The 20,825-nt window shown below is 71.8% G+C and carries 18 protein-coding genes, 1 tRNA gene and 3 pseudogenes; 4 read left to right on the top strand and 18 right to left on the bottom strand.

All coding sequences use genetic code 11. From position 1 onward, the window contains the following. Nucleotides 1-34 precede the first annotated feature (34 nt). Both ACLZOT_RS25235 and ACLZOT_RS25230 read right to left on the bottom strand, forming a co-directional pair. A complete protein-coding gene (locus ACLZOT_RS25235; protein ID WP_416971329.1) occupies nucleotides 35-610 on the bottom strand; it encodes a sigma-70 family RNA polymerase sigma factor in 576 nt (191 codons plus the stop codon). A 264-nt stretch (nucleotides 611-874) separates the two neighbouring features. Further along, on the bottom strand, nucleotides 875-2,677 hold the full coding sequence (locus ACLZOT_RS25230) for an ABC transporter ATP-binding protein (RefSeq protein WP_416971328.1): 1,803 nt from the start codon (nucleotides 2,675-2,677) through the stop codon (nucleotides 875-877). Between the two features lie 359 nt (nucleotides 2,678-3,036). On the opposite strand from ACLZOT_RS25230, the gene ACLZOT_RS25225 reads away from it, so the two are divergent. Beyond that, nucleotides 3,037-3,300: an acyl carrier protein gene (locus ACLZOT_RS25225; RefSeq protein WP_416971327.1), complete on the top strand. Its 264-nt coding sequence runs from the start codon at nucleotides 3,037-3,039 to the stop codon at nucleotides 3,298-3,300. 86 nt (nucleotides 3,301-3,386) lie between these two features. Next, nucleotides 3,387-4,052, top strand: a pseudogene (locus ACLZOT_RS25220) (chlorinating enzyme); the annotation flags it as partial. Nucleotides 4,053-4,190: 138 nt separating this feature from the next. Here ACLZOT_RS25220 and ACLZOT_RS25215 read toward each other — a convergent pair. The 3 genes and pseudogenes from ACLZOT_RS25215 to ACLZOT_RS25205 all read right to left on the bottom strand — a co-directional run. Then, nucleotides 4,191-5,072: pseudogene (locus ACLZOT_RS25215) on the bottom strand (AMP-binding protein); the annotation flags it as partial. 152 nt (nucleotides 5,073-5,224) lie between these two features. After that, nucleotides 5,225-5,986: pseudogene (locus ACLZOT_RS25210) on the bottom strand (LysR family transcriptional regulator); the annotation flags it as partial. Nucleotides 5,987-6,723: 737 nt separating this feature from the next. Further along, a tRNA-Pro gene (locus ACLZOT_RS25205) sits at nucleotides 6,724-6,797 on the bottom strand. A gap of 136 nt (nucleotides 6,798-6,933) precedes the next feature. On the opposite strand from ACLZOT_RS25205, the gene ACLZOT_RS25200 reads away from it, so the two are divergent. Both ACLZOT_RS25200 and ACLZOT_RS25195 read left to right on the top strand, forming a co-directional pair. Then, nucleotides 6,934-7,731 (top strand): transketolase, encoded by a 798-nt coding sequence (locus ACLZOT_RS25200; protein ID WP_416971326.1) that lies wholly within the window; start codon nucleotides 6,934-6,936, stop codon nucleotides 7,729-7,731. 245 nt (nucleotides 7,732-7,976) lie between these two features. Beyond that, nucleotides 7,977-8,891: a transketolase family protein gene (locus tag ACLZOT_RS25195; RefSeq protein ID WP_416971325.1), complete on the top strand. Its 915-nt coding sequence runs from the start codon at nucleotides 7,977-7,979 to the stop codon at nucleotides 8,889-8,891. A gap of 68 nt (nucleotides 8,892-8,959) precedes the next feature. On the opposite strand, the gene ACLZOT_RS25190 is transcribed toward ACLZOT_RS25195, so the two are convergent. The 13 genes from ACLZOT_RS25190 to ACLZOT_RS25130 form a co-directional block, all read right to left on the bottom strand. Continuing rightward, the gene (locus ACLZOT_RS25190) at nucleotides 8,960-9,316 is read right to left on the bottom strand and encodes an MmcQ/YjbR family DNA-binding protein (protein WP_416971324.1); all 357 of its coding nucleotides are present in this window, start codon (nucleotides 9,314-9,316) and stop codon (nucleotides 8,960-8,962) included. A gap of 30 nt (nucleotides 9,317-9,346) precedes the next feature. Beyond that, entirely contained in the window at nucleotides 9,347-9,871 is a 525-nt protein-coding gene (locus ACLZOT_RS25185) for a GNAT family N-acetyltransferase (protein ID WP_416971323.1), read from the bottom strand. 35 nt (nucleotides 9,872-9,906) lie between these two features. Next, nucleotides 9,907-10,809: a LysR family transcriptional regulator gene (locus ACLZOT_RS25180; protein WP_416971322.1), complete on the bottom strand. Its 903-nt coding sequence runs from the start codon at nucleotides 10,807-10,809 to the stop codon at nucleotides 9,907-9,909. Nucleotides 10,810-10,849: 40 nt separating this feature from the next. After that, nucleotides 10,850-12,088 carry a glycine C-acetyltransferase gene (locus ACLZOT_RS25175; protein ID WP_416971321.1) on the bottom strand — a complete coding sequence of 413 codons (1,239 nt, stop codon included), beginning with the start codon at nucleotides 12,086-12,088 and terminating at the stop codon, nucleotides 10,850-10,852. A gap of 9 nt (nucleotides 12,089-12,097) precedes the next feature. Beyond that, on the bottom strand, nucleotides 12,098-13,126 hold the full coding sequence (gene tdh / locus ACLZOT_RS25170; RefSeq protein WP_416971320.1) for an L-threonine 3-dehydrogenase: 1,029 nt from the start codon (nucleotides 13,124-13,126) through the stop codon (nucleotides 12,098-12,100). Between the two features lie 147 nt (nucleotides 13,127-13,273). Further along, nucleotides 13,274-13,807, bottom strand: a complete 534-nt coding sequence (locus ACLZOT_RS25165) for a GAF domain-containing protein (RefSeq protein WP_416971319.1) — start codon at nucleotides 13,805-13,807, stop codon at nucleotides 13,274-13,276. Nucleotides 13,808-13,835: 28 nt separating this feature from the next. Continuing rightward, nucleotides 13,836-14,465, bottom strand: coding sequence for a GTP-binding protein (locus tag ACLZOT_RS25160; RefSeq protein WP_416971318.1), 630 nt, complete (start codon nucleotides 14,463-14,465; stop codon nucleotides 13,836-13,838). Continuing rightward, complete coding sequence (locus tag ACLZOT_RS25155) at nucleotides 14,443-14,808, bottom strand: DUF742 domain-containing protein (RefSeq protein WP_416971357.1); 366 nt, start codon at nucleotides 14,806-14,808, stop codon at nucleotides 14,443-14,445. Before ACLZOT_RS25155 ends, ACLZOT_RS25160 begins: the two co-directional genes overlap by 23 nt. A gap of 5 nt (nucleotides 14,809-14,813) precedes the next feature. Next, a complete protein-coding gene (locus ACLZOT_RS25150; RefSeq protein ID WP_416971317.1) occupies nucleotides 14,814-15,251 on the bottom strand; it encodes a roadblock/LC7 domain-containing protein in 438 nt (145 codons plus the stop codon). A 57-nt stretch (nucleotides 15,252-15,308) separates the two neighbouring features. Then, nucleotides 15,309-17,270, bottom strand: coding sequence for a sensor histidine kinase (locus ACLZOT_RS25145; RefSeq protein ID WP_416971316.1), 1,962 nt, complete (start codon nucleotides 17,268-17,270; stop codon nucleotides 15,309-15,311). 310 nt (nucleotides 17,271-17,580) lie between these two features. Continuing rightward, the gene (locus tag ACLZOT_RS25140; protein ID WP_416971315.1) at nucleotides 17,581-18,753 is read right to left on the bottom strand and encodes an MBL fold metallo-hydrolase; all 1,173 of its coding nucleotides are present in this window, start codon (nucleotides 18,751-18,753) and stop codon (nucleotides 17,581-17,583) included. Nucleotides 18,754-18,979: 226 nt separating this feature from the next. Continuing rightward, the gene (locus ACLZOT_RS25135; protein ID WP_416971314.1) at nucleotides 18,980-19,744 is read right to left on the bottom strand and encodes an SIMPL domain-containing protein; all 765 of its coding nucleotides are present in this window, start codon (nucleotides 19,742-19,744) and stop codon (nucleotides 18,980-18,982) included. Between the two features lie 229 nt (nucleotides 19,745-19,973). Then, nucleotides 19,974-20,759, bottom strand: coding sequence for an SGNH/GDSL hydrolase family protein (locus ACLZOT_RS25130; protein WP_416971356.1), 786 nt, complete (start codon nucleotides 20,757-20,759; stop codon nucleotides 19,974-19,976). Nucleotides 20,760-20,825: the final 66 nt, after the last annotated feature.

Genomic DNA, 20,825 nt, shown 5'->3' with positions numbered 1-20,825 from the left:
GGCATAGGCGCCGGACGCCTCCCCATGCGCCCCGTCATCCCCGCACGACCTGCTCCAGCAACGTCGTACGCGCCCGCGACACCCTCGACCGGACCGTCCCCACCGGGCACTTCGCCCGCTCCGCGACCTCCTCGTACGACCATCCCGCGAGCTGCGTCAGGACGAACGCCTCACGCCGCTCGGCCGGGAGCAGCCCGAGGAGTTCCGCCAGGGCGACGCCCTCCTCGAAACCTCCGCCGGTCTCGGCCTGTTCGCGCAGCCGGGGTCGCGACGCCCGGCGCCGGTGGCTGTCGGCGACCGCGTGCCGGGCGATGGCCAGCAGCCAGGAGCGCGCCGAGGACCGCCCCTCGAAGCGGTGCAGCGCGGTGAGCGCCCGCAGGAAGGTGTCCTGGACGACGTCGTCGGCGGCCTGCGGGTCGGCGCCGAGGTGGACGACGTACCGCAGGACGTCCCGGTACAGCGCCCGCGTCCACTCCTGCCCGGCGGCCGGGTCGCCGTCGCGGGCGGCGAGGGCGAGGGCCGTCGTGACGGTGTCGTCATGGACACGGGACGCCTTGCGGTGGCCCGACCTGGGCGGCAGGCGGCGCTTGGTGTGCTTGCCGGGGTTCATGGCGCCTCATCCTGGCAGCGGGGGCGGTCCTGGACCCCGGTGGCGGGGGAACCCACAGGGTGTCCGTAGCCGGTTGCCAGGTGCGGGCGCGCGACACGGCGGCGGGGGCGGCCGGCCGCACCGGCAACGCCCGTTCGCCCGGGGACTCCGGCGGGCCGTACCAGCAACGCCCGTTCGCCGGGAGACGCCGGCGAGCCGTACCGACAGCGCGGGATGACCCGGCGTCCCCGTCCGCCGGTTCACCCCGCGCCCCGCCCCCTCACCTCACGCCCTCACCTCCGTCGGCTCCTCCTTGTCGTCGAGGAAGCCGCCCGACTGGTGCTGCCACAGCTTCGCGTAGGCGCCTTCCGCCGCCAACAGCTCGGTGTGGCTGCCCTGTTCGATGATCCGCCCCCGGTCGAGGACGACGAGCCGGTCCATCCCGGCGACGGTGCTGAGCCGGTGCGCGACCACGAGCGTCGTCCGGCCCTCCATCAGCCGCCACAGGGCGTCCTGGACGAGGATCTCGCTCTCGGAGTCGAGCGCGCTGGTCGCCTCGTCGAGGAGGAGGATCGGCGCGTCGCGCAGGATCGCGCGGGCGAGGGCGACGCGCTGGCGCTGGCCGCCGGAGAGTTTGACGCCGCGTTCGCCGACCATCGTGTCGAAGCCGTCCGGGAGCGCGTCGGCGAACTCCGTGACGTGGGCGGCCTCGGCGGCCCGGCGGATGTCCTCGTCGGTGGCCCCGGGGCGGGCGAAGGCGATGTTGTCGCGCAGGCTGCGGTGGAACATGGCGGGTTCCTGCGGGACGTACGCGATGAGGCTGCGCAGGTCCGCCTGGCGCAGCCGGCTGATGTCCTGGCCGCCGACGAGGATGCGCCCGCCGTCGATGTCGGTCATCCGCAGCAGCAGCCGGGTGAGCGTCGTCTTCCCGCCGCCCGACCTGCCGACCAGCCCGATCTTCGTACCGCTCGGCACGTCCAGGTCGAGCTTCTCGAAGAGGGGGGCGCCGCCGCCGTGCGCGAAGGTGACCTGGTCGAAGCGGACGTCGGCGGAGCGCGGGGCGAGCGGTTCGGGGGTGGCCGCGTCGACGACGGTCGGCGATGTGCGCAGCAGTGCGGTGAACTGTGCCGCCTCGGTCATGCAGCTCTCCATGCGCCGGTAGATCTGGTTGAACTCGAACATGATGCGGGTGGCGTTCGCGAAGTACGTGAACGCCACGATGACGCCCTCGACGCTGCGCCCGCTGCCGGCCAGGGTGACCGCGAGCAGGAGCCCGAGTGCGTTGGTGAGGACGGACATCGGCGCGACGAACGTGTCGATGCGCAGGTTCCCGTAGTCCCACGACCTCAACATCAGCCGCCTCGACTCCGCGACCCTGACCCGGTGTTCGGCGGCCTCGCGCTCCTCGGCGGCGAAGGCGCGCACGGTGTCCATGTTCATGAGGCTGTCGGCGACGTGTCCCGAGACCCGCGCGATGGCCGCCTCACGCTCGTCGACGAGCCGCTGCCGGCGCCGGATCAGCGGCGTCACGCCGACGGCGGTGATCACGATCATCGTCAGCAGGCAGACGACGAGCCAGGGTTCGTACTGCCACAGCACGACGGACCCGAACAGCAGCGGCACGAGGCTGCCCACGATCTGGAAGGCCAGCGTGTCCCCGAACTCCTCGAACCGCGCGGCGAAGCCCAGCACCCGTTTGGTGAGCGACCCGGCGAAGTTGTCGTGGAAGAACGACGCGTCCTTCGCGAAGAGTTCGTCCATGCCGACGACGTACAGATTCTCGACGCCGAGCGCGTCGACGCGGTTCAGGCAGTGGATGCCGACCCGCCACAGCGCCTCCGCCACCAGCATCACGACGGAGAACCCCACGACGTACGGCAGCGCCGTCGACACCACCACGTCCCCGTCGTCCGCGATCCGCCCCACCAGTTTCGCCACCACCAGCGGCGCCACGTAGTTGATGCCCGCGTTCCCCAGCGCGGGCAGCAGCAGCGCGGGCAGCGCCAGCCATTTGAGCCGTCCCAACTCCCGTCCGTAGTAGCGAAGGGCGAGCAGCACCGCGCCCTTGCGTGATTCAGCCGTATCCATCCCGTCCCTGCGTCGCTCAGGCCCCGGGCGCGCGAAGGAGAGCGCGCGCAAGCGGGACAATTCGGAGGAGGAACGGGAAGTCTCCCGCGGGGGCGGGGGCGGCGTCCAAGCGTTTTTCACGACCGGGGCGGGCCCCGACGGCTGCGCCGGGCGCACGCCCCCGCCGGTCGGGCATTCCGGCGTTCCGGTGCGGCGAACCGAACCGCGGAACTGTCACGCGACAGAAAGCCGCCCTATGTTCGTGGCGTATGTTCGCGAGGCATACCCCCCAATTATCCGGCATTACCGCGTTCACCCGGGCGGCCAATAGAGCAAGGCGTGCAGCAGGCCATGCTTATTACGAGAGGAGTGCGGCGGCAATGCCCGTTTCCCTTCCTGAGGGCGTGCACGAACTTCAGAAGCTACTCGTCGACTGGGTGGGCGAATTCATCGAGAATCCGGATGTGTCCCCCGAGGACAACTTCCTGGACCTCGGCGGTCACTCGCTCCTCGCCATGAACCTCAACACACGTGTCCAGCAGCGCTTCGGGCATGAACTGGACGTGAAGGTCCTGTTCGAGGAGTCGCTCGGCAGCGCGATCGCAGAACTGCACGCGCGGCTGGCCGCACAGCCTGCCACGTAATTCGCTCACCCCGCCTCGGCCCAGAGACTGGAGTAGCCGTGAACGACCGCACCGCCGATTTCCGACTTTCCCCCGACGAACTCGCCATGTTCGAGGAGCAGGGCTTCATCGGTCCCATCAAGGTGTATGAACCCGAGGAGATGGAGAAGCGCTGGAACCAGATACGCCGAGCCGTTCCGGACCGTTCGCGGGCGATCGTCGAGCGGGTGACCTCCATCCTCGGTCCTGACCTGCTGTGCTGGCGCACCGAGTTCTTCCCGAAGTACCAGGGTGACGAGGGCACCGACTGGCACCAGGCGTCGACGTTCGCCCACTCCAGCGGCCGCCCCCAGATCCGGTGGCCCGCGCAGAACGACGCGCCCGCGTTCGGCGGCGCGATCACCGCCTGGACCGCGTTCGCCCACTCCACCCGCGAGAACGGCTGCCTCCAGCTCATGCCGGGCACGCACCGGGTGATGAACTACGACGAATCCCTCGGCATGTCGTACAACCCCGACACGATCAACAAGCGGGAGAAGGACAGCATCCGGCGCGGTTTCTTCGGCTACGACCACCGCGAGCTCCAGAAGGACCCCGACTGGCGCCCCGACGAGTCCAAGGCGTTCTCCCTCGTCATGCAGCCCGGTGAGTGCGTGATCTTCTGGTCGACCCTGATGCACGGTTCGCTGCCTCACACCGGGAGCGAGAAGGACTACCGCATGGGGTTCGCGACCCGGTACGTGCCGACGCAGGTCGAGGTCTACCCGGACCTCGGCGACGTGTCCGAGTACGGCGGCACCATCCCGCTGGACGACTTCGCCTCCGTGCTCGTACCGACGGGGTGGTGGGCCGTGGTGACACGGCGGCCCACCACCCCGCCCCCGCGGCCCTCAGGTCACGCTGCTCCACAGCCGGCCCAGGTCCCCGGTCCGGTAGAGGCGGCCGCCGGGGACGAAGGGGTCCTCGACGAAGCGCTCGGCGGTGGGTCCGGGCCGGCCGAGGTAGCCGCGGGCGACCTGGACACCGCCGATGTACAGCTCGCCGGGGACGCCGACCGGCTGCGGGCGGCCGTGCCGGTCGAGCACGTGGAGCGTGGTGTTCTCCACGGGACGCCCGATGGGTATCCGGGTGACGGGGCCCTCGGACGCGGGCGGGCAGTCGAAGTACGTCACGTCGACGGCGGCCTCGGTGGGGCCGTAGAGGTTGACGAGGCGGGGCGGGTCACCGCCGTCGAAGATCCGGTTGAACTGGGTGGCCCGCTCCGGGGGCAGGGCCTCCCCGCTGCGGAAGGCGGAGCGCAGCGAGCCGGCCCCGGCGGCCAGCTCCGGGTGGTCCTCCAGCAGGTCCAGGAACGGGCCGAGCATCGAGGGCACGAAGTGGATCACGTTCACCCGGTGGTCGCGTACCGTGCGCGCGATCCGCTCCGGGTCCTTCTCCGCTCCCGGCGGCAGGAGCACCACCCGCGCGCCCTGGACGGCGCACCACAGCAGCTCCCACACCGAGACGTCGAACGAGATGGGCGTCTTCTGCAGGAGCGTGTCGCCCGGCGCGATGGGGTAGCGGCGCTGCATCCACGTCAGCCGGTTCGCCACCGCGTGGTGCTCGACCATCACGCCCTTGGGGCGCCCGGTGGAGCCGGAGGTGTAGATGGTGTACGCGACGTCCCGCGGACCCGCGGTGCGCCCGAGCGGCCGGCCGGAGCCCCGGTACAGCCCGGAGATCCGCAGGACCGGGGCGGTGGCGGGCAGGTCCTCGACCGCGTGCGCACCGCGCAGGACCAGCTTCGACCGCGAGGTCCAGGGCGCGGCGCAGGTCGACGGTCTCCGCGTTGAGCCGCTCCAGGGAGCACCGCTGGTCCGGGCCGCGCAGCCGCTCGCTCTCCCGCTCGGCGGACTCGGTGCAGTACCGCGTTGTTGGAGGCCCAGACCAGGTACACCGGCACCGCGGGCGCGTCCCGCAGAGGGAGGTAGCTGATCTCGGCGTGCGGGTGCATCCAGGCGGTGGAGGCCGGGGTCACTCCGATCCCGACGCCGGCGGCGATATAGCTCTGCCAGTCGTCGGTCGTGTCCGCCTCCACCGCGACCACGGGCTGTCCGCCCTCCTCCCACAGGTCGAGGTTGGTGGTTCCGGAGAAGGAGTTGATCACCAGCGGGTAGTCCGCCAGGTCCCGCAGCAGCACCTCGTCCAGCCCGGTCAGCGGGCAGCCCGAAGGGACCGCGACGACCCGGGGCTCCATGAGGAGGAGCACCTCGCGCAGACTGCGCCGCCCGGTGTGCGTGCGCATGATCGCCACGTCCGACTGGCCGGTGGTGAGCCCGCCCGCGGGGTCGTCGACCCGCTTGAGGCGTACCAGGACCTCCGGGTTCGCCTCCTTCCACTGACGCAGGATCTCGCTGGTGTACACACCGATCGCCGACCAGGCGTGGCCCACCCGCAGGGCCCGCACCCGGTGCAGGTCCGCGTGCAGGGCATCGTCGAAGGCGGTGACGGCGGTGTCCGCCTTGGCGCAGAACATCTTTCCCGCCACGGTGGGCTGCACCCCCTCCGCGGAGCGTTCCAACAGGGTCTGTTTCACGTGACGTTCCAGCTCCGCGAGTCTGCGGGACGCCGCGGACTGGGCCTCATGCAGACGGGTCGCGGCCTTCGAGATGCTCCCTTCGTCGACCGCCATGAGGAACGTCCTCAAGTGGTGGATTCCCACAGCCATGACGCTGCTTTCCTTTCGCAGACCTGTACGGGAAGTGCATCGACGCGGCCCGGAGGCATACCCGGTCAGAAGCGTGCGCGGGTTCCCGGCAGGAGCTGGACGCATGGGCACAGAGGGAACGGCGAATTTCGGCACGCGTAGACCCTGGAGCCGACAAATCAGGCACTGCCCGTTGCCACGGCAGCTTCGATCCTCAGTGTGACGGGTAGCGTTTACGTGTTCAACAGTGCCTCAATGAGGGACTGATATACACCTGCCCTTCCCGATTCACGTCAGGGTTGCGCGAAACGTCGACATGAAGCGTTTCGATGCAGGTGAGACAGTGTGTGAGGCCACGGGAAACAGGAGAGGATAAAGCGGTACGAACCATTCCGGTCGGCGAAATCAGGGGCCGCACACCCTCCACCCCGTACGCGAACGGGCAGCCCCGTAGAAGTTCAGACTAGACGAATCATCGCTCAGTGAAGGTATAGTGACAGTAAATAGCGCGTCAGGAACTGTATGATTCGCACGCCTATCCACGGGAGTACCGGAAACGGTTCGGCGGCCTGTCACCCATTTCCCCGCTTCACCGAGCGCCGACATGAGCCGGGGGAATTCTCACCAGGAGCCCACCGAGGACCCGCCGGATCCGCCCGGCCCCGGAGACGACCGCGTTCGGGGTGGGGCGACCTCAAAACGCCTCAGGGGCCGTGCCAGATTCCTCTGGCACGACCCCTGAGCCGCGACTTCCACAGTCGGGACGACAGGATTTGAACCTGCGACCCCTTGACCCCCAGTCAAGTGCGCTACCAAGCTGCGCCACGTCCCGTTGCCCGTTTGACCTGGGGTTTCCCCTGGTTGAACGCGCAGGGAAAATATACCGCACTCGGATCGCTGGTCGCGCATCCCTTTTCGGTGGGGCGGGATTTGACCTCAAGCTTGGTCGAGGTTGCACGATCGGTGGCATGACGATCACTGAGGGAACGCGTCGGACGTACGGGTACGACGAACTGGCCGAGCTGATGGGGCGGATGACCGGTGCCGAGAAGCACGGGCCGGCGGCGACGTCGACGCTGGACGTGCTGTGGGTGCTGTACGACAGGGTGCTGAGGGTCGCGCCGGAGCGGGTCGAGGACCCCGCGCGGGACCGGTTCCTGCTGTCGAAGGGGCACGGGCCGATGGCGTACTACGCGGTCCTCGCCGCGAAGGGGTTCCTGCCGGTGGAGTGGCTGGACGGCTTCGGTTCGTACGACTCACCCCTCGGCCACCACCCCGACCGCCTCCTCGTCCCCGGCGTCGAGATCGGCAGCGGTTCCCTCGGGCACGGGCTGCCGATCGCGGTGGGTACCGCGCTGGGCCTGCGCGCCCAGCACCGCCCTGGACCGGCCGTCCGGTCCGGCATCGCCGTCCCACCCGCCCCCGCTGTCCGGCCTGACATCACCGACTCGCCCACCCTCGCCGTCTGGGTCCTGATCGGCGACGCCGAACTCGACGAGGGCAGCAACCACGAGGCCATCGCCTACGCCGGCCCCGAGGGGCTCGACCGGCTTCACACGGTCGTCGTCGACAACGCCTCCGCGAGCCACGCCCGGCCCGGCGGGATCGCCGCGCGGTTCGAGGCGGCGGGGTGGTCGACGGCCACGGTCGACGGGCGCGACCACGAGGCCCTGTACGAGGCGTTCACCGCACAGCACCCCGGGCGACCGCACGCGGTGATCGCACGGGTGGAGCCGAAGAACCCGGTCCAGGTCCGACAGGGCTGACACAGCGGCCTCACCCCTCCGGCCAGGCCCGCGCACCGGCGACACCCTCACCCGAGCAGCACGACCAGCTGAACAGAGCCCTCGGCCCGGCAGCGCCCCCCACCCAAGCGACCTCTCACCTAGACGGCGCTCGCACCCGAGCAACTCCTCACCCCAGCGACACCCACGTCCCGACACCCCCTCACCCCCAACTCCCTTCTCCCCCACGGCAACACTCCCGCCCCCACCCCCCGAAGGAGCCCCCGATGGACACCATGCGCGACCGCCTCGCCCCCACCCTCACCCGCCTCCTCGACGAAGACCCCCGCCTCGCCGTCGTCCTCGCGGTCATCGGCTCCGACGGCTTCGCCGAGGCACGCCGGCGTCACCCGGACCGGGTCATCGACGTCGGGATCAGGGAACAGCTGCTGATCGGGGCGGGCGCGGGACTGGCGCTGACCGGTATGCGCCCGGTCATGCACACGTTCGCCAGCTTCCTCGTGGAGCGCCCCTTCGAGCAGGTCAAGCTGGACCTGGGACACCAGGACGTGGGCGCGGTGCTGGTCAGCGCGGCAGCGTCGTACGACTGGCCGGCGGGTGGTTTCACGCACATGTCGCCGGGGGACGTCGCCGTGCTGGACACGTTGGACGGCTGGACCGTACACGTCCCCGGCCACCCCGACGAGGCCGAGACGCTGCTGCGGCACGCGGTGGCCGCCGGGGACGACAAGGTGTACGTCCGCCTGTCGGAGCTGTCCAACGACCGGGCCCGGCCGGTGGACGGACAGGGCTTCCTGACCGTACGGGAGGGCCGGCGCGGGGTCGTCCTCGCCGTGGGACCGACGCTGGACGCGGCCCTCGCGGCGACGGAGGACCTGGACGTGACGGTCCTGTACGGGACGACGGTCCGCCCCTTCGACGCGGAGGCGCTGCGCCGGGCGACGGACACGGCGGGCACGGACGTCGTCCTGGTCGAGCCGTACCTCGCGGGCACCTCCACCCCCGCCGCGAACGACGCGCTGGCCGACCGCCCGCACCGGGTCCTCGCCCTGGGCGTGGGCCGCCGCGAGCTGCGCCGCTACGGCACGACGGAGGAACACACGGCGGCGCACGGCCTGGACGCGGGGTCCCTACGGGAACGGATCGACGGCTTCCTCGCCCCCAGAGCGACGGCGGCCTGACCCACACACCCCACGATCCCGGCCCCGGGGGCACAACCCTGGGGCCCGGCCTCACCGGTAGAAACCCCCTACACCCCCGCCACCCCCAGCCCCGGATACGCCTCCAGCAACCGCGTAGGCGCCGCCTGCCTCCACGAGTCCGCCAGGATCGCCCGGAGTTCCTCCTCGTCCTCCACCTCCGCGAGCCGTGCCCGCACCCACGCGAACTGGGACTCGTGGTCGGCGATCCAGAACTTCCCGGGCTCGGCGAGGACGAGTTCGTCGCGTTCCTCCTTGGGGCAGCGCACCGCGATGGACGTCTCGTCCTCGGGAAGCGTGACGAACATCTTCCCGGCGACGCGGAAGGTCGGCATGGACCAGGCGATCTTCTCCGTGGTGTCGGGCAGGGACAGGGCGATTCGGCGTACATCTTCGGCGTCCGGCATGCTCCGCACCGTACCGGCCGCCACTGACAGTCACCCGTCGGCGAGTTGCTTGTAGTACAGGGTGGTCGGGCGCAGCACCCCGCCGGGGTCGGCCGCGTAGTCGGGGATCACCCCGGCCCGCGTCCACCCGGCCTTCGCGTACAGCCGCTCGGCGGGGCTGTCCGTCTCGGTGTCGAGGTGCAGCAGCGTCACCCCGGCGGCGAGGGCGGCGGCCTCGGCGGTGGCCAGGAGCCGCTGTCCGAGCCCCTTGCCCCGGGCGTCCCGGCCGACCATCAGCTTGACCAGTTCCGCCCGGTGCCGGCTGTTGGGCTTGTCCGGGTACGCGAGCGACACCGTCCCGACGACGCGCGGGCCGTCGTAGGCGACCCAGGCCGCGAGGCGGGGGTCGGAAGCACGCGCCGACCACCAGGCCAGGGCCTCCGCACGGTCCAGGGGAGCCAGGAAGCCGACGGACGCACCGTCGTCCACGACCTCGACGAGGAGGTCGGCCAGGCCGTCCAGAGCGGAGGGGTCCAGTCGTACGATCGGATCGTCGTCCATGCGTGCCTCAGACATGCCCGAGACGTTATCCCCAGCTCACGACGTCCCCGTTACGGCCGGCTCACCTCGGCCAGCGCCTCCAGGACAGGCCGGATCAGCGGATGCGTCTCCGCGCCCCGCCTTATCGCCGCGAAGACCCGCCGCGTCGGCGCGACCCCGTCGACGGGGCGGACGGAGACACCCGTGAGGTCGGTTCCGCGCAGGGCCGAGCGGGGTACGAGGGCCACTCCCGCACCCACCGAGACCAGCGCGACGACCGCGCGGAAGTCGTCCGAGGCGTGCTCCATACGCGGCTGGAAACCGGCGTTCTCGCAGGCCAGGACGGCGACGTCGTGACAGGGGTTGCCGGGGTAGGGGCCGACCCAGGTGTCCTTGGCGAGCTCGGCGAGGGGGACCTCGAGCATGTCCGCGAGGCGGTGGTGCTCGGGGAGGACGGCGTCGAAGGGCTCGGCGTAGAGGGGTACGTGGGTGAGGCGGGGGTCGTCGGCGGCGGGGGCACCCCGGTACTCGACGGCGACGGCGACGTCCACCTGCCGGTCGAGGACCATCGGCAGGCTCGCGTCCCCCTCCGCGTCCTGGACGCGCAGCCGGATGCCGGGTGCGGTGCGGGCGAGGCGGGCCACGGCGGGGGCGACGACGAGGGCGATGCCGGTCGCGAACGCGGCGACCGTGACCGTACCCGCCTCGCCGTTGCTGTACGCCGCCAACTCGGCCTCGGCGCGCTCCAGTTGGGCGAGCACCGCATTGGCGTGGCCGAGCAGGATCTCACCGGCCGGGGTGAGCCGTACGCCCTTGGCGCCGCGTTCGACGAGGCGGTGGCCGGTCTCCTGTTCGAGGGCGGCGAGCTGCTGGGAGACGGCGGAGGGGGTGAGGTAGAGCGCGGCGGCAGCCGCGGTGACCGTACGGTGGTCGGCCACCGCGCGGAGGATGTGGAGCCGCCGAGCTTCGATCATGGGTGCGATTATCGCAAAGTATCCCAAGCCTCTCCTGGACTCAGCCCTCCAGCGCCCCCGGCTCCCCCACCTCTCCCGGCTCTCCCCGCCCCTCCAGCTCCTCCCGCGCCGACACGAAGGCGTCCACCGCCCGGTTCACGTCCTCCACGGAGTGCGCCGCCGACAACTGCACCCGGATCCGCGCCTGCCCCTGCGGCACCACCGGATACGAGAACCCGATCACGTACACCCCCCGGTCGAGCAGCAGCTCCGCCAGCCGCCCCGCCTGCACCGCGTCCCCGATCATCACCGGCGCGATGGGGTGGTCACCCGGGAGGATGTCGAACCCTTCCTCGGTCATCCGCCGCCGGAACAGCGCCGTGTTCTCGGCGAGGCGTTCGCGCAGGTCACCGGCGGACTCCAGGAGGTCGAGGACGGTCAGGGAGGCCGCCGCGATGACCGGCGCGAGGGTGTTGGAGAACAGATACGGCCGTGACCGCTGCCGCAACAGCGCCACGATCTCGGCGCGCGCGGCGACGTACCCGCCGGAGGCACCGCCGAGGGCCTTGCCGAGGGTGCCGGTGATGATGTCGACGCGGTCCATGACGCCGTGGAGTTCGGGGGTGCCGCGTCCGCCGGGGCCGGTGAAGCCGACGGCGTGGGAGTCGTCGACCATGACCATCGCGTCGTAGCGGTCGGCGAGGTCGCAGATGTCGCGCAGGGGTGCGACGTACCCGTCCATGGAGAAGACGCCGTCGGTGACGATCAGGCGGCGGCGGGCGGACCCCGCTTCCTTCAACTGGCGTTCCAGGTCGGCCATGTCGCGGTTCGCGTAGCGCAGGCGGCGGGCCTTGGAGAGGCGGATGCCGTCGATGATCGAGGCGTGGTTGAGGGCGTCGGAGATGACCGCGTCCTCCTCGGAGAGCAGTGTCTCGAAGACGCCGCCGTTCGCGTCGAAGCAGGAGGAGTAGAGGATCGTGTCCTCCTGGCCGAGGAACCGGGAGAGCCTGGCCTCCAGTTCCTTGTGGACCTCCTGGGTGCCGCAGATGAAGCGGACGGAGGCCATGCCGTAGCCCCAGCGGTCGAGGGCGCGGTGCGCGGCGTCGACGACGTCGGGGTGGTCGGCGAGGCCGAGGTAGTTGTTGGCGCAGAAGTTGAGGACCTCGCCGGGGCGGCCGCCGGAACTGACGTTGACGGTCGCCGACTGCGGGGTGTCGATGACCCGTTCGGGCTTGTGGAGGCCGGCGGCGCGGATCTCTTCGAGGGTGGCGCGCAGGTCGTCGCGTACGGAGTCGAACATGGTGTTCCTTCAGCTCGTCCAGTCGAGGATGACTTTGCCGCCCCTGCCGCTCGCGGCGTCGGCGAAGGCCGCCTCGTGGTCGCGGTAGCCGTAGCGGCCGGTGATGACGGGGGCGAGGTCGAGGCCGCCCTCCAGGAGGACGGACATGGCGTACCAGGTCTCGAACATCTCGCGGCCGTAGATGCCCTTGAGGGTGATCATCGAGGTGACGATCCGGGCCCAGTCGACGGGGAATTCGTCGGTGGGCAGGCCCAGCATGGCGATCCTGCCGCCGTGTGTCATGTTGGCGATCATGTCGCGCAGGGCCTCGGGGCGGCCGGACATCTCCAGGCCGACGTCGAAGCCCTCGCGGAGGCCCAACTCCCTTTGCCCGTCGACGATCTGACGCTCTGAAACATTCAGCGCGAGGCTGACCCCCACCTTCCGCGCGAGGTCGAGGCGTTCCTCGCTGACGTCGGTGATCACGACGTTGCGCGCGCCGGCGTGGCGGGCGACCGCCGCCGCCATCAACCCGATCGGCCCGGCGCCGGTGATGATGACGTCCTCGCCGACGAGCGGGAACGACAGCGCGGTGTGCACGGCGTTGCCGAACGGGTCGAAGATCGCGGCGACATCGAGGTCCACGGGGACGCGGTGCACCCACACGTTGGACGCGGGCAGCGCGACGTACTCCGCGAAGGCGCCGTCCCGGCCGACCCCGAGCCCGACGGTCGCCCGGCACAAGTGCCGCCTCCCGGCGAGGCAGTTGCGGCACTTCCCGCACACGAGGTGCCCCTCGCCGCTGACCCGGTCGCCGATCGCGACGTCCGTGACCGCGGCGCCCACCTCGACGACCTCGCCGACGAACTCGTGCCCCACGACCAGCGGCGTACGGATCGTCTGCCGCGCCCAGCCGTCCCAGGCCCTGATGTGCAGGTCGGTGCCGCAGATCCCGGCGCGCTGCACCTTGATCAGTACGTCCCCGGCGCCGACCGCCGGCTCCGGGACGTCCCGCAGCCACAGTCCCGGCTCCGCCTTCTCCTTGACCAGCGCCTTCAACGCAGCGGCTCCTGAAGTGAGTTGACCGGCTCGCGGGCACGACGAGGTGACCCGGGTCCGGGGAGGGGGATGGATACGACGTCGAATGTGCCGTATCCGTGCCGCCCGGTCCATCGAGCTTTTCTTAAGCTGCGCCGCAGCTTCGCTTCACGCCCTCTCCTCCAGCCGGCCGACGAGTTCGGCGGCGGTCGCCTTGACGGTCTCAAGTCCCGTGGTCCCCCAGGCCCTTGGGGTGAGGTCGGCGACGCAGACCGTGCCGAGGACCATGCCGGTGCTGTCGATCAGGGGGGCGCCGAGGTAGGAGCGGACGCCGTACTCGTCCACGATCGGGTTACCGGCGAACCGCGGATAGTCGCCGACGTCGCCGAGGGCCAGCGCGCGCCGCCTGACGACGACATGGGGGCAGTAGCCGTGGTCGCGGGGCAGTTCGCGGCCGAGCTGGCTCTTGGCGCCCGGGGCGACGTACAGACCCGCGAGGAACTGGCGTTCCTCGCCCACGAAGTTGACCATCCCGTACGAGGCGCGGGTGATCTCCGCGAGGCGCTGCGCGAGGCGGTCCAGCATCGGTTCCGCGCGCTCCCCGAGGCCGAGTCGGCTCAGCCTCCGGGCCCGCGCGGGGGCCTCCCGGTCCTCCGGCGTGACCAGCAGCCGCCCCACCGGCCGCGGCGGTCCGTAGCTCATCTCCCGGCTCCTCTCTGCGAGTTGGGGGTCATGCGCGGGCGTTCTCGGCGGGCGTGTGGGCGATCAGGTGCTTGACGAGGGTCAGCAGGGTCTGGACGCCGGACGCGGAGATCCGCGCGTCGCAACGGACCACCGGGATCGCCGGGTCGAGGTCCAGAGCGGCCCGGACCTCCTCCGGGTGATAGCGGTGGGAGCCGTCGAACTCGTTGATCGCGACGATGAATCCGAGGCCGCGCTCCTCGAAGAAGTCGACCGCGGCGAAGCAGTCCTGGAGGCGGCGGGTGTCCGCGAGGATCACCGCGCCGAGCGCGCCCTCGCACAGCTCGTCCCACATGAACCAGAACCGCTGCTGGCCCGGCGTCCCGAACAGGTACAGGACGTGTTCGGGGTCCAGGCTGATCCGGCCGAAGTCCATGGCGACGGTCGTCTCGACCTTGTTCTCGACGCCGTCGAGGCTGTCGGTGCCGGCGCTGACGGTCGTGAGCAGCTCCTCCGTGCACAGCGGCGCGATCTCGCTGACCGCGCCGACGAAGGTGGTCTTGCCGACCCCGAACCCGCCCGCGACCAGCACCTTCAGCGCGGTCGGGAACGGGGACTGATCATCGGGGGAGCCGTACGGGTCGTACGCGTCGTACTCACAGTTGTCGTCGTAGTCCATCGAGCACCGCCTCCAGTAGGGCCCGGTCGGTGGGGTTGTGGTGGAACTCCGGGGGTTTCGTGGTCAGGGCCCCGCAGTCCACGAGGTCCGACAGCAGCACCTTGGTGACCGCCGCCGGCAGCTTCAGATGGGCGGCCGCCTCGGCCACCGAGACCGGGGCGCGGCACAGGTCCAGGGCCTGTGCGTGCTCCGGGCCGAGATAGCCGAGGGGGCTGATGCCGGTGGCTCTGACCTGTGACATCAGGTCCAGGGCGACGGTGGGCCTGGTGCGGCCGTTGCTCACGGTGAAGGGGCGCACCAGGCGGCCGGCCGCGTCGTCGAGCCAGGGCCCGTCGGCCGCCATCACGTTCACGACCTCATCGCCGGGGGTTCGACGGGCTGCTGGCGGGGGGCGGTCACGAGGTAGGGCCGGACGCTCTTGACCAGCATCGCCATCTCGTAGCCGAGGACCGCGGCGTCGGCCTCCCGGCCCGCCATCACGGCGAGGCAGGTCCCCGATCCGGCGGTCGTGACGAACAGGAGCGCGGAGTCCAGCTCCACCACCACCTGCCGTACGTCGCCGCCGTCCGCGAACCGTACGCCCGCGCTGCGGCCCAGCGAGTACAGGCCCGAGGCCAGCGCCGCCATATGGTCCGCGCTGTCGTGGTCCAGACCGTGCACGGACTTCACCAGCCCGTCGCACGACAGCAGCACCGCGCTCGTCGTGTGGGGCACACGCTGCACGAGGCCGCTCATCAGCCAGTCGAGATCGGATACCTGGCCGGTCGTCGGCGCATCGCTCGCCATGGTGGATCGACTCCTTGAGGGGGGTTGCGGAGATGTGGGGTGTGGGGCGGTGGTCGGTCATCCGGTGGGGGTGGTGCCGTCGTACCCGTGGGCGTGGGAGGTGAGGGGGGTGTCGGGGTCCGGTTCCAGGCCGAGTTGGGCCTCCGCGAGGCCCATGCCGCGTTGGAACGCCGCCATCAGGCCCGGGTCGTGGCCTCCTGGCTCCTCGTTCCCGGGCCTCGGTGCGGGGCCGCCGCGCAGCTGCGGGGCCAGATGCTCCTGCGCGCGCCGCCTGGGCAGCCGGGGTTTCCCGATCGTGCCCCGTACGGCCCCGACCCGGGGCGTCGGCGCCTCGCCCTGCACCTCCTCGACGGCGGCCCGGTCCTCGGCCCTGATCCCGGGCCGCGCCTCGGCGGGGTTGGGCCGCTCCTCCCGGGTGTTCCGCATCGGCAGGGGGGCGGGCCGGACCCCTTCGGAACCGGGCAGGCCGGCGTCCTTCGCGTGGGAGCCGGCCGAGCGGGGTACCCCGCCGGGGCCGGTGGGCCGGGGTGCGGTGCCGGCCGCGTGTCCCCCGGGCCGGGTCCCGTCGAGGCGGCCGGGGGACGGGGGCGGGCCCGGCTGGGGGCCGTCGGGTCTCGGGGCGGGCCGGGGGCTCGCGTGACGGGGACCGGGCGTGCCGTGCGGGGGCGTGGGGGTCGGCGGGGTCGCCGGTGCCGGAGTGCCGTGGGGCGGGGTGTTCGCGGATGCCTGCGTGCCGTGAGGCGGCGTGTTCGCGGGTGCCTGCGTGCCGGTGCCGTCCGTCGGGCGGGCCCCCGTCGCCGTACCGGCCGGCATCCGGCCCGTCTCGCCCAGCAGCGTCTGGGGCACGACCAGGATGGCCTGGACCCCGCCGTAGATGTTGCTCTGGAGGCGGACGCGGATGCCGTGGCGGCGCGCGAGCTGGGAGACGACGAAGAGCCCGATGCGGCCGTCGGACAGCAGCCGGCCGACGTTGACCTGGTCGGGGTCGGCGAGGAGCGCGTTCATGCGGGCCTGTTCCTCCGGCGGCATGCCGAGGCCGCGGTCCTCGACCTCGACGGCGAGCCCGGAGGTGACGAGGTTGGCGCGCAGCAGGACCTGCGTGTGGGGCGCGGAGAACACGGTCGCGTTCTCGACGAGCTCGGCGAGGAGGTGGATGACGTCGGCGACGGCGTGCCCGCGCAGGTCGCCGTCGACGGGCGGGACGAGTTTCACCCGCGAGTACTGCTCGACCTCGGCGATCGCGGACCGCAGCACCTCGGTCATGGAGACGGGGTGGCTCCACTGCCGCCGCGACACCGCGCCCCCGAGCACCGCGAGGTTCTCCGCGTGCCGCCGCACCCGGGTGGCGAGGTGGTCGACGTGGAAGAGCCCCTTGAGCAGGTCGGGGTCCTCGATCTCGTTCTCCAGCTCGTCGAGGAGGAGGATCTCCCGGTGCACGAGCGACTGGAGGCGCCGGGCGAGGTTGAGGAAGACCTCCAGCTTCTGTTCGCTGCCGGTCCGGCTGGACAGCTGCGTCGCCTGGACGACCGCCGCGACGGCCCCGTCGTGCGCCCGCGCGAGATCCGCCGCGAGCAGCTCGAACTCGTCGGCGTCCCCGGGCGGCAGTCCCCGGGTACGGCGCTGGGGCGGGGCCTCCCCGCGCCGTAACGCCTCGACGAGCGCCCGCAGGTCGGCCTCCCCGCGCGCGGCGGCCCGGCGCAGCGCGTCGAGCCGGTCGGTGACGGACCGCGCGGTGCGCCCCGCGGCGACGGCGGCGACGCCGATGCCCGCCCCGGTGACGACGGCCGCGCCCGCGAGGACGGCCCACAGGGTGGGGCCGAGCCGTACGCCGGTGGCGCGGACGGTGAACAGCACGACCGCGCATGCGCCGAGAGCGACGGCGGTGGGCGGCAGTACCGCGAGCCGCATCAGGTGCGGCCGTATGTGGGTCTCGGCCGCCGCGGTGCGGGCGACCGGTCGTCCGTGCCGTCCGCCCTCACGGCGGTCCGCACGTGCGGCGGGTGCGCGGAGATGCGACATCCGTGTCCTCGTCCTGGTCAGTCGGGGGCTGTACGGCGACTCACAGTAGTTGCCAACGAGGCAGGTACGACGGGCAGTTGGCGAACTCCTGCGGCAATCGTCCCGCTCTGGTATGAGCGTTCGCACACCTGCCCGACAGCCCGTCACGAACGGGTGTCACGCAGGGAAAAGAACTGATCAGGGACGGTCTCAAGCGGTCCCGTACGGAAGCTGGACACCCTTTCGAACGCCGGTCACTCAGCGTGTTCGTTCTGGCCAACAAAAAGCCGGGGCGGGTTCCGTGGAACCCCGCCCCGGCGTACGGCCGGCCTCAGCTCTCGCCGACCAGCCCCAGGTCGTCGCGCGACACCTGCGGCGCGGGCCACTCCTTCTTCAGCGGCGCCGAGACGCTCCGCCACCAGGCCCGCGTCGGCAGCACCCCGCCAGGCTCGAAGGGCTGCCCCGGGATCGGTACGGCGACGGCCTGGCCGACCGCCTCGCCCGCCGCGAGCGTCCACTCCCCCGGCTCGGCCCACGCGTGCTGCGCGAGGTTGAAGGTGCCCCAGTGGATCGGCAGCATCACCCCGGACGGGGCACCGCCCTGGAGGTCGAGGTGGGCGCGCATGCCCTCCTCGGGCGTCATGTGGATGTCCGGCCACAGCGCGGAGTAGGCGCCGATCTGGATCATCGTGATGTCGAACGGGCCGTGCGCGGCGCCGATGTCCTGGAAGCCCTCGAAGTAGCCGGTGTCGCCGCTGTGGTAGATCCGGTGCTCGGAGCCGGCGACCGACCAGGACGCCCACAGCGTGTGCTGCGTGTTGCGCAGGCCGCGGCCGCAGAAGTGGCGGGCCGGGGTCGCGGTCAGGGTGAGGCCGCCGACCTTCGTCTCCTCGTGCCAGTCCAGCTCGCGCAGGCGGTCCGGGGAGACGCCCCAGTGCTCCAGGTGCGCGCCGACGCCGAGGGGGACCGCGAACAGGGTGTCCGTCCCGGCCAGCGCCTTGATCGTGGGGAGGTCGAGGTGGTCGTAGTGGTCGTGCGAGATGACGACGACGTCCACGGGTCCGAGCGCGGCGAGCGGCAGGGGGACGGGGTGCAGCCGCTTGGGGCCGACGAAGGGTACGGGGGAGCAGCGCTCGCCCCACACCGGGTCGAACAGCACGCGGTGGCCGTCGATCTCCGCGAGCACGCTGGAGTGGCCCATCCAGGTCACGCGCAGGCCCGTCGCCGGGGGCTTGGCGAGGTCGGCGAGGGTCGTGGCGTGGACGGGGATCGTGCCGGAGGGGGCGCGGTGGGGGCGGGTGTCCTTGTCGAAGAACACCTTCGCGAAGTCGGCCGCGGAACCGGAGGGGCGCATCGTCGTCGGGCCGCCGGGGTTGACGAAGACACCGTCCTTGAAGTGCGGCGATCTCCGGATCCGCGCCATGCGCTCACCGCTCGGGTCCACGCCGAACGCCGCGGGTGTCAACGCGCGGAGCCCGGAGCTGAGAGAACGGGAACCGGCCACGGTACCTCCAGGTGATGTTGCTGAGACTCCCATTATGGTCAGCCCCTCTGACAACCGGCCCGGCCCCGGGGGCCTGCGCGGACGCGCTCCCGGCAGCGCCGGACCACCTGGGAAAACGCTGTGGCGGGCGACTTGATTCCGGATCGCCGGAAACGGTCATGCGGTCGCGGGACAACACGGCGGGCCGCCCGAGCCCCAGCCCGGACGGCCCGCGTACGTGTCCCGCTCAGACCAGCTCGTACACCGCCGTCACCGACGAGGTCGCCTTGATCTCGCCGGGGGCGAGCGGTACGGCGCCGACGCCGCCGGCCGGCATGTCCGCGGCCATCGGGGGTGCCGGGGTGGCGTAGCCCGTGCTGCCCTCGCTCAAGGTGACCAGGCGGCCGAGTTTCCGGCCGCTCAGCGCGGCGTACTGCTCGGCCTTCTTGCGCGCGTCGGTGAACGCGGCCTTGCGGGCGGCACGTTGGAGGGGCTCGCGGTCGGCGAGGTCGAAGGTGACGGAGTGGACGCGGCCGGCGTCGCCGGTGGCGTCGGTGATGGCCTGGAGGACGGCGCCAGCGCGGCCGATGACGCGGACCTTGACCGTGAAGGACTGGGCGGCCCGGTAGCCGGTGAGAACGGAGGTGCCGTCCGTGTAGTCGTAGACGGGGTTGAGGGAGACCCCGTCGGTCCGGACGTCCTTGTCGGCGATCTGCTGCTTGCGCACCGCCTTCAGCAGCGCGTCGGCCGCCTTGTTCTGCGCGGCCATCGCGTCCTTCGCGGTCTTCGCGGTCGCCTCGACACCGACGCTCAGCACCGCGAGGTCGGGCGCCGCGGTCGCGCTGCCGTCGCCGGCCACGCTGACCGTGGTCGGCGCGGACTCGGCGCGCGCTGCGAGGGGCGCGGACGCGTGCCCGCCGTCCAGCGCGGCGGCACCGGGCGCGGACAGGCCCAGCGAGAGGAGGGTGACGGCGAGCGCGACGGTGGCGCGGGAGGTACGGGAGCGGGTCATGCGGGCGGGTCCTCACACGGGTCGGGGACGTCGGTCCGCCGACCGGGGGACCCCCGGAACCGGCGTCGGGCCATCCCAGCACCCCCGCGCGAACCCCCGCCCGCACCACTCCAGCACGATCACCTCACTGGCGGAGCACCCGTGACACGCACGGGAAGGCTCACGCCACCGAGCCGAGCCCGCGCGCGTGCGCGGGAGGGCCGGCCGAACGCCGCGCCCTCGCTCCGCCTCAAGCCACCGCCGAGATCCGCATCTTGATGTCGTCCGGCGACAGCGCGCCCTTCGCCGTCACATGGTCCCCGGACGACTCGCCGCGCAGCCGGCGGCCGATCCACGGCACCAGGTACTCCCGCGCCCAGTGGACGTCGTCGCGCCGGACGTCGAGCGGGCCGCGCGGCGGCAGGGCCGGCCACGGCTGCTCGGGGTCGGCGGGGACGTCGAGGCCGAGGGTCTGGCCGGCGCGGAGCGCGACCCGGGTGTGGCCCTCGGGCGAGAGGTGGAGGCGGTCGTCGTCCCAGGCCCGGCGGTCCTGGACGGAGCGCAGGGACCACAGGTCGAGGACGGGACAGCCGTACCGGTCGGCGATGGCCCGGACGTGTCCGTTGTACGTCGCGATCTTGCCGCGCAGGTGTTTGAGGACCGGCATCTGCCGGGTGTCGAACCCGGTCGTCACCATGACCGTGCCGGCCACGGACACGAGCTGCGCGACGGCCAGCTCGAACCGTTCGGCGACCTCGTCGGGGTCGGTGCCGGGCCGCAGGATGTCGTTGCCGCCCGCGCACAGGGACACCAGGTCGGGTGCCATCGCGGCGGCCTGGGGAAGCTGGTCGGCCACGACCTGGTCGAGCAGCTTCCCGCGCACCGCGAGGTTGGTGTACTCGAAGTCGTCCTCGGCCCGCCGGTCCGCGAGGAGTACCGCGAACCGGTCGGCCCAGCCGACGAACGCCCCGTCGGGGCCGGGATCGCCGACGCCTTCGGTGAAGCTGTCCCCCACCGCCACGTACGACCCGATCATCACTGTCTTGTCACTCTTCGAATCGTCTGCCACAGCAGCCCATGCTGCACCTTCGAATGTGACCTA

Source organism: Streptomyces sp. 4F14 (assembly GCF_048159485.1).
Classification (GTDB): domain Bacteria; phylum Actinomycetota; class Actinomycetes; order Streptomycetales; family Streptomycetaceae; genus Streptomyces.
This window is presented reverse-complemented; position numbering and strand designations above follow the sequence as displayed.